Origin of the sequence: Amycolatopsis kentuckyensis, assembly GCF_002155975.1 — a bacterium.
Classification (GTDB): Bacteria; Actinomycetota; Actinomycetes; order Mycobacteriales; family Pseudonocardiaceae; genus Amycolatopsis; species Amycolatopsis kentuckyensis.
Window position 1 is genome coordinate 1 of sequence record NZ_MUMI01000591.1, and the last position, 10,732, is coordinate 10,732.

Below are 10,732 nucleotides of genomic sequence, written 5' to 3' on the forward strand. Positions count from 1 at the left end.
CGCCGACACCGGCATGTCGAGGATGTGGAAGCCGGTGCCGAAGATGATCGCGTCGACCTCCGCCGACGAGCCGTCCGCGCCGCAAACCCGGCTGCCGGAGACGGACCGCACCGCGGTCGCGTGGACGTCCACGGTGGACCGCGTCAGCGCGCGGTAGTACGTGTTCGACATCAGCAGGCGCTTGCAGCCGAGCGTGTAGTCCGGCGTCAAAACCCGGCGCAGCGCCGGATCGCGCACGGCGAGACGCAGGTGGGCGAGCCCGATCTTCTGCACCTGCCGCAGCAGCCACGGGTGCCGGAAGCCGAAGCCGAGCGTCTCCATCAGGCCGTATTCGGCGCCGCGGAGGGCCCGCTGCAGGACCGGGAACCGCCGCAGGAGGAACCGTTCGACGCCCGGGACGGGGTGGTCCGGCTTCGGCAGCACCCACTGCGCGGTGCGCTGGAACAGGTGCAGCCGGCCCACGCGGGGCACGATCTCCGGGACGAACTGGACCGCGGACGCCCCGGTGCCGATCACCGCGACCCGCTTGCCGGTCAGGTCGTAGCCGTGGTTCCAGCGCGCGGAGTGGAAGACCTCGCCGGGGAAGCCGGCGAGCCCGGGCAGGTCCGGGATCAGCGGTTCGTGCCAGGGACCAGTGCCGGCGACCAGGATCCGGGCGGTGTACGGCCCCTTCGACGTCTCCAGCTCCCAATGGGACTCCCGGGCGTTCCACTGCGCGCGCGTCACCTCGACGCCGTAGCGGATCTTCCCGGTGACGCCGAAGCGCGTGGCCGTGTCCCGCAGGTAGGCCCGGATCTCCGCCTGGCCGGCGAACGCGCGTGTCCACTCGGGATTGGGCGCGAAGGAGTAGGAGTACAGCGCGGACGGGACGTCGCAGGCGCAGCCGGGATAGGTGTTGTCGCGCCAGGTCCCGCCGAGCGCGTCGGCCTTCTCCAGCACGGCGAGGTCGCCGACGCCGGCCTGGGCGAGGCGGATGGCGGCACCCAGCCCCGACGCCCCGGCACCGACGACGAGGACCGCGAAGTGACGTTGTTCCATTTTCGGAGACTAACAGTATCCGAAAACCATCGGTACCCCGATTCCGCGGTTCGCTAGTGTTGCCGGCATGGCCCGACTCACCCGCGCGGAAAGCCAGGCGCGCACCCGCGAGCAGCTGGTCGAGACCGCCAAGCTGCTCTTCCTGCGCGACGGCTACTCGGTGACGTCGCTGGAGAAGGTGGCCGACGAGGCCGGCTACTCGAAGGGCGCGGTGTACTCGAACTTCCGCAGCAAGGACGAACTCTGCCTGACCGTGCTCGACCGGATCCACGACGAGCAGGTCGCCCTGATCGCCGAAGCGCTGGCCGGCGCCGAAGGTGTGGAAGGGCTGCTCGCGGCGTTCCAGACGTGGGCCGAGCGCAGCATCGGCGACGAGGCCTGGACCGCGCTCGAGGTCGAGTTCGCGACGAACGCGCGTCGCGACCCGCACGTGCGCGCCGAGCTGGCCGCGCGCGACAAGGCCATCCGCGACACCATCGCCGGCCTGCTCACCGGGTACGCCGAGCGGTTCGGGATCACGCTCCCGATGTCGGCCGACGACGCCGCGACGGCGTTGCTCAGCCTCGGCATCGGGCTCGGTGTCCAGCGCGCGATCGACCCGACGATCCCGGTGTCCGTGCTGCCGGACGTCATCCGGCTGTTCGCCGGGGCGCGCTGACCGTCCTTTCCGGACCCTGTGCGGTGGTCTGGACCGTTCACGAACATGAACGGATTCCACCTCTTGTGGAGCTCGCTGACTCTTCGCTACCGTGTCGCTACGCCGCAGCTCCACCCGCATCACCCGTATCGCCGTGATCCGACGGCGCATCCCGCGGAAAGGGTCCCCTCCCCATGAGCAAGAAGTTGCGGCCGGTCCTCATCGGCACGCTCGGCGCCGCGTCCGTCGCGGCCCTCGTGATCACCACGCCCGCGTTCTCCTCGGCCGCCCCGGCGCCGGTCGCCGGTGCTTCGGTGCTCGCCGTCGGCGACCTTTCGGCGCCGGCGAAGAAGGAGATCGCGATGAAGCTGGTCTCCAGCGCGGAAAACTCGTCGCTGGACTGGAAGGCGCAGTACAAGTACATCGAAGACATCGGCGACGGCCGTGGTTACACCGCAGGCATCATCGGTTTCTGTTCCGGCACCGGTGACATGCTCGAGCTCGTCGAGGCGTACACGAACGCGGTGCCGAACAACCCGCTGGCGAAGTACCTTCCGGCGCTGCGCAAGGTGAACGGCACGGACTCCCACGCGGGCCTGGGCTCGGCGTTCGAGAGCGCGTGGAAGCAGGCCGCGGCGACGACGGCGTTCCAGACGGCCCAGAACAACGAGCGCGACCGCGTCTACTTCAACCCGTCGGTGAACCAGGGCAAGTCGGACGGCCTGAGCAACCTCGGCCAGTTCGCGTACTACGACGCGATCGTGATGCACGGCCCCGGCGACAGTTCGGACAGCTTCGGCGGCATCCGCAAGGCCGCGATGAAGAAGGCGAAGACCCCCGCCCAGGGCGGCGACGAAGCGACGTACCTGAAGGCGTTCTTCGCCGCTCGCAAGGTGATCATGAAGCAGGAGGAGGCGCACGCGGACACCTCGCGCGTCGACACCGAGCAGGCGAAGTTCCTGAGCGAGGGCAACTTCGACCTGCACACGCCGCTGAAGTGGAAGGTGTACGGCGACTCGTACACGATCAACTGAGCCGGCACCCCGGGGCGATCTCCGGTCGCCCCGGGGTCAGGCCACCTTGGCGACGAAGGTGACGACGGCGGCGGCGAGCGGGAGCAAGGCCAGCAGGAACGGGCTGCCCCGCCAGTTACGCAACCGCACCCAAGGCGGGGCGTAGAGCGGCGCTTCGGGCAGGCGGCCGAAGGGCAGCCGGGGCAAGGCCGGCGGCCGCCAGAACCGGTTGCCTGCCACCTGGCAGATCGTCGCTTCCAGGACCTGGATCGCGTGTTCCTGCCGGACGGGGTCGTCGAAGTTCTCCAGCAGCCAGGCCAGCCGGCGTTCCACCGCGTCCGCTGTCGTCCGCTGCGCCTTCGGGCGACCACAGCGCTGCAGGTACCCGAGTTCGATCGTGACGTAGCGGGCGTGCCCGGAGATCCGGTTCCGGAACAGCTTCCGGCACCGGAGGTATTCCTTGACGTCGGCGAGCGAGCCCGTTTGCGACCGCGCTTCCCGGCGTCGCACTCGCTCGATCTCGGTCAGGCACCGGAAGAGGTGGAAACACACCATGATCGGCGCCCAAGCGGCGACCACTCGCACGTAGACCGGGAAGGCCACGGCGAGCAGCACCCCTACCAGCGCACTGTAGGCGAGCAAGCCATGGGCCAGCGCGGCCCAGAGCCCGTCCTCGTAGGGCGTCGAAAAGGCCAGCCCGACGCTGAAGCCGCCGATGACGAGCAGGCTCGGACCGAGCGCGAGCAGCGTGATCCCGTTGCGGAGGGAGCTGCGCAGCACGGCTTCCCGGTACACCTCGTCGGGCAGCGATCCCCGGCGGAAGTCACCGAACGGGTCCCGGTGGGCGTGGCGGTAGACCCGGCGGACGAATCGCATGCCGAACGGCAGGCGCCGGGCCGTCGCCCGGAGGGCATCGCGGGCGAGCGGGAGGCAAGAGTCGCCGTGCATTCGCGCAAAGGTACCTACCGGGTCAAGAGCGCATCCGCCGTGCGGGTGTTCAGGATCCGCTCCGGCCCGATTCCCGCCTTGATCGCGCGCTCGCACCCATAACCCAGCCAATCCAGCTGGCCCGGCGCGTGCGCGTCGCTGTCGATCGTGAAGTCGCAGCCGATTTCCGCCGCCAGGCGCAGCAGGCGCATCGGCGGGTCCAAGCGCTCCGGACGGGAATTGATCTCCACCGCCACCCCGTTCTCGCGGCACGCCGTGAACACCGCTTCCGCGTCGAACTCCGACTCCGGACGGCCGCGTCCCACCACCAGGCGCCCGGTGCAGTGCCCCAGTACCCGGACGTGCGGGTTGCGGACCGCCGCCACCATCCGGCGGGTCATGTCCCGCGCCGGCATCCGCAGCTTCGAGTGCACGCTCGCCACCACGAAGTCCAGCTCTCCCAGCAGCTCCTCTTCCTGGTCGAGGGAACCGTCGTCGAGGATGTCGACCTCGATGCCGTGCAGCAAGCGGAACGGGGCCATCAGCTCGTTGGCCTTCGCGACGATCTGCATCTGCGTCCGCAGCCGGTCCGGGGAGAGCCCGTTCGCCACCGTCAGCCGGGGCGAGTGGTCGGTCAGGACCATCCACTCGTGGCCGAGGTCGCGGCCCGCCACCGCCATCTCGCCGATCGGGCTCCCGCCGTCCGACCAGTCCGAATGGGTGTGGCAGTCGCCGCGCAGGGAAGAGCGCAGCGGCTCACCGTCCGGCAGCTCCTTTTCGACGAGCTTCCCGCGGTACGCCGGCTCACGGCCGGCCAGCACGTCCTCGATCACCCCGGCCGTGGCCTTGCCGATGCCCGGCAACGACGTCAGCGTGCCGTTCTCCGCCAGCTGCGCCAGCTTTTCGGCGCCGGCCTTGTCGACCGTCGCCGCCGCGTTGCGGAACGCCCGGACGCGGTAGGTCGGTTCACCCGCGCGTTCGAGCTGGAACGCGATCTCCCGCAACGCCCATGCCGGATCCATGGGACCTGTCTACCCCCTCCGGGGCAGTTGATGCAGCTCGACGCCGGTCAGCGTGCCGTCTTCGACGCGGCAGGTCTGGTACGTGCAGTACGGCTGGCGACGGCGGTCGGTCGGCGACCCCGGGTTGAGCAGGCGCATCCCGGACGGTGTCACCGTGTCCCACGGGATGTGGCTGTGCCCGAAGACCAGCACGTCGGTGTCCGGGAACTGCGCGTCGCACCGCTGCTCACGACCCTGCTTCGCACCCGTCTCGTGGATCACGGCCAGGCGCACGCCGCCGAGCTCGGCCCGCGCGATCTCCGGCAGGCGGGCCCGCAGCGCCGGGCCGTCGTTGTTGCCGTACACGCCGATCAGCCGCTTGCTGCGCTCCTCCAGCTCGTCGAGCAGGGCGACGTCGACCCAGTCGCCCCCGTGCACGACGACGTCGGCGGCCGCCACCTCGGCCCACACCTGCGGCGGCAGCTCGCGCGCCCGGGCCGGCAGGTGGGTGTCCGAGATCAGCAGCAGCCTCATCCGATGGCCTTCAGCACCCGTTCCAGGAACCCGCCGATGTGGTCGCGCAGCAGCGCGGCCGCGCCCTCGGCGTCCCCCTTCTTCGCCGCCGCGAGGACCGCCTTGTGCTCGGTCCACTCCTTCTTCCAGCTCGGGTTGGCCTCCCAGCCGACGACGCTGATCAGCGCCGCGCGGTCCTTGAGGTCGTCGAGGATGCTGACCAGCAGCGGGTTGCCGCAGCCGCGGTAGAGGGCGCGGTGGAACCGGCGGTTCAGCAGGCTCAGCGCCGCCTGGTCCTTGTCCGCGATGGCCGTCGACGCCTCCTTCAGCGCCTCGGCCGCGTCTTCGAGCAGCTCGGGGTCGTGCTGCTCGACGGTCCGCCGGACGGCCTCGGGTTCGAGCACCATCCGCACGTCGTAGACGGACTTCGCGAGCTCGGCGTCGACCGTGATCACCGACGCGCCCTTGTACGGGCTGAACGTCACCAGCCCGGAGTTGGACAGCACCTTGAGCGCCTCGCGCACCGGGGTCTTGGACACCCCGAGCCGCGCGGCCAGCTCCGCTTCGACCAGCGGCTGACCGGGGACGAGTTCCCGGGTCAGGATGCCGCGGCGGATCTCCTCCAGGACCACTTCGGTCCGGGAGGCGGGCAGGCTGAACGTCCCGGTCATGGCGCGCTCCCTCGATCTGTGAACCCCAATTCAACCAGGCCCACCGATCGTATATCAGATGCCATACTGGACCCATGAAGCAACCCGAGGAACTCCGCAGCCACCGGTGGTTCGGCGGCGACGAACTGCGCAACTTCAGCCACCGCGCCCGCAGCCGCCAGCTCGGCTACAACCCGGAAGAGCACCTCGGCAAGCCCGTCATCGGCATCCTCAACACCTGGTCGGACATCAACCCCTGCCACATGCACCTGCGCGAACGCGCCGAGCAGGTCAAGCGCGGCGTCTGGCAGGCCGGCGGCTTCCCGCTGGAGTTCCCCGTCGCCACGCTGTCGGAGACCTACCAGAAGCCGACCCCCATGCTCTACCGCAACCTGCTGGCCATGGAGACCGAGGAGATCCTGCGGTCCTACCCGATCGACGGCGCCGTCCTGATGGGAGGCTGCGACAAGACCACGCCGGCCCTGCTGATGGGCGCGGCCAGCGCGGGGCTGCCGGCCATCTTCGTCCCGGCCGGGCCGATGCTGCGCGGGCACTGGCGCAACGAGGTCCTCGGCAGCGGCACCGACATGTGGAAGTACTGGGACGACAAGCGCGCCGGGCTGATCGGCGACGCCGAACTGTCCGAACTGGAGCGCGGGCTGGCCCGCTCGCCGGGGCACTGCATGACGATGGGGACGGCGTCCACGATGACCTCGGCCGCCGAGGTGCTCGGCGTGACGCTGCCGGGCGCCGCGTCGATCCCCGCCGTCGACTCGGCGCACCACCGGATGGCCGCGGCCAGCGGCGCCCGGATCGTCGACCTGGTCTGGGAAGACCTCACCATCACGCAGGTGCTGGACAAGCGCGCCTACGCCGACGCCATCACCACCGTGCTCGCGCTCGGCGGCTCGACCAACGCCGTGATCCACCTGATCGCGATGGCCGGCCGCAGCGGGATCCCGGTTTCGCTGGCCGACTTCGACGCCATCGCGCGCCGGGTGCCCGTGCTGGCCAACCTCCGCCCCGGTGGCGACTGGCTGATGGAGGACTTCTACTACGCCGGCGGCCTGCCCGGGCTGCTCTCCCGGCTGACCGACCTGCTGCACCCCGACCGGCTCACCGTCACGGGACGCACCCTCGGCGAGAACCTCGCGACGGCGCGCGTCCACAACGACGACGTCATCCGGACGCGGGACAACCCGGTCGCCGCCGAGGGCGGGGTCGCGGTGCTGCACGGGAACCTGGCGCCCTCGGGCGCGGTCATCAAGCACATCGCGGCGGAGGAACACCTGCTGACGCACACCGGCCCGGCCGTCGTGTTCGAGAACTACCCCGACCTCAAGAAGCGGATCGAAGACCCGTCGATCACCGCGGACTCGGTGCTGGTGCTGCGCGGCTCCGGCCCGCTCGGCGGCCCCGGCATGCCGGAGTACGGGATGCTGCCGATCCCCGCCCACCTGCTCGAACAGGGCGTCCGGGACATGGTCCGGATCTCCGACGCGCGGATGAGCGGGACGAGCTACGGCGCCTGCGTGCTGCACGTGGCGCCCGAGTCGCACGTCGGCGGCCCGCTGGCCCTGGTCCGCGACGGCGACCTGATCACCTTGGACGTCCCTTCGCGCACGCTGCGGCTCGAGGTGTCCGATGAGGAACTCGAGCGGCGGCGTGCGGAGTGGACCGCCCCGGCGCCGCGGTTCGAGCGCGGTTACGGCGCGCTCTACAGCGAACACATCACGCAGGCCGACGAAGGCTGCGACTTCGACTTCCTCGCCAGGGCCGGGCACAACCCCGAACCCGACGCCGGGTGAGGTGGCCTCGATCCACCAGATCGTGACCGGTTCATCCCCCGTTAGGGCGAGTCGTACGGCTTGTCCGGGTGCCCCGTACGCTGGTCCCGTCACCGACGCAACCCGGTGCCGCGTCGAAGGGGTGGAGAGTTGCCGTACGAACCGCACTGGCCCGACTCACACGGCGAGCTGACCGAGATCCTCCCGGTCGTCCGGCCCGAGCCGGATCCGGGTCCCGCCGCCGCGAAGCGCTCCTTCCGCAAGGCGGGCCTGATCGCGGGTGGCGTCTTCGGCGTGCTGGTCGCGATCTACGGGATCGACATCCTGATCAGCCAGGGCAGCGTCCCGCGCGGGGTGACCGTGGCCGGCGTCGACGTCGGCGGCATGGGCCGCGAGGCGGCCGAGCAGGAGCTGCGCGGGAAGATCGAGCCGCGGCTGACGCGCCCGCTCGCCGTCACCGCGGGCGAGTACCAGGGCACCCTGGCGCCGACGCTCGCCGGGCTGAAGCTCGACTGGCCGCAGACCCTCGACCAGGCCGGCGAGCAGCCGCTGAACCCCTTCACGCGCCTGTCGTCGCTGTTCTCCAGCCGCGAGGTCGGCGTCGTCAGCCACGCCGACGACGCGAAGCTCACCGCCGCGCTGGAGACGCTGCGCGGCCAGGTCGACCGCGACCCGGTCGAGGGCACCGTGAAGTTCGAGGGCGCCGAGCCGGTCGCCGTGCCGCCGAAGGCCGGGCAGAAGCTCGACGTGCCGGCCGCGACCGCCGCCGTCGTCGAGAAGTGGGCGAGCGGGGAAACGCTGGCGCTGCCGGTGACCGCCACGCCGGTCCGCACCACGCCCGAGGGCGTCCAGGCGGCGCTGGACGGGTTCGCGCGGCCCGCCGTCTCCGGCCCGCTGGTGGTCAAGGGCGAAGGCAAGAACGCGACCGTGAAGCCGGAGGCGATCGCCGCGGCGATCACCTTCGAGCCCGCCGAGGGTGGCGGGCTGACGCCGAAGATCGACAACGCGAAGATCGCCGAAGCCGCCGGGCCGCAGCTGAAGTCCACCGAGAAGGAGGGCAAGGACGCGACCGTCGTCTTCGAGGGCGGCAAGCCCGCGGTCGACCCCTCCACCGACGGCCGGACCATCGACTGGGACCCCAGCCTCAAGCCGCTGCCCGACGTGCTGAAGAAGACCGAGGGCCGCGAGGTCCCGGCCATCTACAAGGACAGCCCGGCGAAGGTGACCACCGAGCAGGCGAACCAGCTCGGCATCAAGGAAGTCGTCGGCGAGTTCACGACCCAGAAGTTCGCGGCCGACTCCGGGGTGAACATCCGGACCGTCGCCCAGAAGGTGAACGGCGCCATCGTCAAGCCCGGGGAAACGTTCAGCCTCAACGGGTTCACCGGCCCGCGCGGCACGGCCCAGGGTTACGTCGAGGCGGGCGTGATCAAGGACGGCGCCCCCGGGCGCGAGGTCGGCGGCGGCATCTCGCAGTTCGCGACGACGCTGTACAACGCGTCGTACTTCGCGGGCCTGAAGGACGCGGGGCACAAGGAGCACAGCTACTACATCAGCCGCTACCCCGCCGCGCGCGAGGCGACGGTGTTCCAGAACCCCAACGGCTCCAGCGTCATCGACCTCAAGTTCACCAACGACGCGCCGACCGGCATCGCGATCCAGACGATCTGGACGCCGTCGTCGATCACCGTGAAGCTGTGGGGCACCAAGCGCTACACCGTCGAGTCGATCGAAGGCGCCCAGACCAACCAGAGCGACCCGCCGACCAAGCCGGGGCCGGCGGAGAACTGCCACGCCTCGAACGGCGCGCAGGGGTTCACCACCAGCAACACCCGCGTGCTCAAGGACGTCGCCACCGGCCGCGAGGTCGGCCGCTCGACCCGGACCGTCCACTACAACCCGCAACCGAAAATCGTGTGCGGCGAGGGGCAGTGACCTCCTAACGGCCGTTCACGCTGGGCGTTCGCGGCGGTACCGTGTGTGCCCATGAACGGCCGCGCGGTGGGTTTCCGGGACGTCCTCGCGGTGACCGAGTTCCGCGCGCTGTTCTCGGCCCAGCTCGTTTCGGTCACCGGTGACCAGCTGGCACGGGTCGCGCTGTCGATCCTGGTGTACGACCGGACGAACTCGCCGGGCTGGGCCGCACTGACCTACGCGCTGACGTTCCTGCCGGACCTCGTCGGCGGGCCGCTGCTGTCCGGGCTCGCCGACCGGCACCCGCCGCGGACGGTGATGGTCCTGGCCGACGTCCTGCGGGCGCTCGCGGTGGCCGTGATGGCGGCGCCCGGTCTCCCGCTGCCGGCGGTGGCGGCGCTGCTGGTCGGCGTCCAGCTGTTCAACCCGGTCTGGAACTCCGCGCGGGCGGCGCTGCTGCCGCAGGTGCTGCCGGGCGAGACGTTCGTGCCCGGGATGGGCCTGCTGATGATGCTGGTGCAGGCGGGCCAGGTCGCCGGGTTCGCGCTCGGCGGGCTGCTCGTGGCCGGCCTCGGCACGGGCGGCGCCCTGATGGCGGACGCGGCGAGCTTCGCGGTGTCGGCCCTGTTCTTGACCGTCGGCGTGCAGCCCCGGCCCCCGCGGGCGGCACCGGGGGTCCGGTGGTGGAGCCACGTCCGGGCGGGCTGGACGGTGGTGGCCCGCGACCGCCGTCGGCTCGCGCTGGTGGCGCTGGGGTGCGTGTCGGGGATCTACATCGCGGGCGAGGCGATCGCGGCACCGTACGCCGCCGAGCTCGGCGGCGGCGCGGCGGTGGTCGGGTTGTTGCTCGGGGCGTACGCGCTCGGGAACGTCCTGGGGATGGCGGCGTTGTCGCGGATCCCGCCGTCGCGGCGCGCGCGGTTGCTGGGGCCGTTGGCGGTGCTGGCGTGCGGGGCACTGCTGGGGTGTGCGCTGCGACCGGACCTGGTGGCCACTTTGGCGGTGTTCACGCTGTCCGGGGTGGCCAGTTCGTACAACTTGATCGCGAACACGACGTTCGTGCAGCTGACGCCGGACGGGCAGCGCGCCCAGGCGTTCGGGTTCGCGCTGACGGCGTTGCGGGTGTCGCAGGGGCTGGGCGTGGTGCTGGCCGGGGTGGCGGCCGAGCGGGCGGCACCGCACAGCGTCGTGGCCGGGGCGGTGGCGATCGGCGTGGTGGCGGCCCTGGGGGCGGCCGGCTTGTTGCTGCGGG

The 10,732-nt window shown here is 71.1% G+C and carries 10 protein-coding genes; 5 read left to right on the forward strand and 5 right to left on the reverse strand.

Annotated elements, in window-relative coordinates; genetic code table 11:
- Positions 1-1,038: flavin-containing monooxygenase (locus tag CCN39_RS43060; protein WP_086852373.1), on the reverse strand; the 1,038-nt coding region annotated here is incomplete at its 3' end.
- Between the two features lie 67 nt (positions 1,039-1,105).
- On the opposite strand from CCN39_RS43060, the gene CCN39_RS43065 reads away from it, so the two are divergent.
- Entirely contained in the window at positions 1,106-1,696 is a 591-nt protein-coding gene (locus tag CCN39_RS43065; RefSeq protein ID WP_086852375.1) for a TetR/AcrR family transcriptional regulator, read from the forward strand.
- Positions 1,697-1,869: 173 nt separating this feature from the next.
- On the forward strand, positions 1,870-2,709 hold the full coding sequence (locus CCN39_RS43070; protein ID WP_086852377.1) for a chitosanase: 840 nt from the start codon (positions 1,870-1,872) through the stop codon (positions 2,707-2,709).
- 36 nt (positions 2,710-2,745) lie between these two features.
- Here CCN39_RS43070 and CCN39_RS43075 read toward each other — a convergent pair whose 3' ends face one another.
- From CCN39_RS43075 to CCN39_RS43090, 4 genes are read right to left on the reverse strand one after another with little or no spacing between them, the layout of a single operon-like run.
- Entirely contained in the window at positions 2,746-3,636 is an 891-nt protein-coding gene (locus tag CCN39_RS43075) for a hypothetical protein (protein WP_086852379.1), read from the reverse strand.
- Positions 3,637-3,650: 14 nt separating this feature from the next.
- Positions 3,651-4,637: a PHP domain-containing protein gene (locus CCN39_RS43080; protein WP_086852381.1), complete on the reverse strand. Its 987-nt coding sequence runs from the start codon at positions 4,635-4,637 to the stop codon at positions 3,651-3,653.
- A gap of 9 nt (positions 4,638-4,646) precedes the next feature.
- Positions 4,647-5,150, reverse strand: a complete 504-nt coding sequence (locus tag CCN39_RS43085; RefSeq protein WP_086852383.1) for a metallophosphoesterase family protein — start codon at positions 5,148-5,150, stop codon at positions 4,647-4,649.
- A complete protein-coding gene (locus CCN39_RS43090; RefSeq protein WP_086852385.1) occupies positions 5,147-5,800 on the reverse strand; it encodes a GntR family transcriptional regulator in 654 nt (217 codons plus the stop codon). Before CCN39_RS43090 ends, CCN39_RS43085 begins: the two co-directional genes overlap by 4 nt.
- Before the next feature lie 74 nt (positions 5,801-5,874).
- Between CCN39_RS43090 and araD the strand changes: the two genes are divergently transcribed.
- The 3 genes from araD to CCN39_RS43105 all read left to right on the forward strand — a co-directional run.
- Positions 5,875-7,587, forward strand: coding sequence for an L-arabinonate dehydratase (araD, locus tag CCN39_RS43095; RefSeq protein WP_086852386.1), 1,713 nt, complete (start codon positions 5,875-5,877; stop codon positions 7,585-7,587).
- 129 nt (positions 7,588-7,716) lie between these two features.
- Entirely contained in the window at positions 7,717-9,501 is a 1,785-nt protein-coding gene (locus CCN39_RS43100) for a VanW family protein (RefSeq protein ID WP_086852388.1), read from the forward strand.
- 51 nt (positions 9,502-9,552) lie between these two features.
- Positions 9,553-10,732, forward strand: a 1,180-nt coding sequence (locus tag CCN39_RS43105) for an MFS transporter (RefSeq protein ID WP_086852390.1), incomplete at its 3' end; no start/stop codon positions are given.

Coding starts and splice junctions, on each gene's coding strand:
- CCN39_RS43070 (WP_086852377.1), top strand. CDS start 1,870: ATGAGCAAGAAGTTGCGGCCGGTCCTCATCGGCACGCTCGGCGCCGCG.
- CCN39_RS43090 (WP_086852385.1), bottom strand. CDS start 5,800: ATGACCGGGACGTTCAGCCTGCCCGCCTCCCGGACCGAAGTGGTCCTG.
- CCN39_RS43065 (WP_086852375.1), top strand. CDS start 1,106: ATGGCCCGACTCACCCGCGCGGAAAGCCAGGCGCGCACCCGCGAGCAG.
- araD (WP_086852386.1), top strand. CDS start 5,875: ATGAAGCAACCCGAGGAACTCCGCAGCCACCGGTGGTTCGGCGGCGAC.
- CCN39_RS43075 (WP_086852379.1), bottom strand. CDS start 3,636: ATGCACGGCGACTCTTGCCTCCCGCTCGCCCGCGATGCCCTCCGGGCG.
- CCN39_RS43080 (WP_086852381.1), bottom strand. CDS start 4,637: ATGGATCCGGCATGGGCGTTGCGGGAGATCGCGTTCCAGCTCGAACGC.
- CCN39_RS43085 (WP_086852383.1), bottom strand. CDS start 5,150: ATGAGGCTGCTGCTGATCTCGGACACCCACCTGCCGGCCCGGGCGCGC.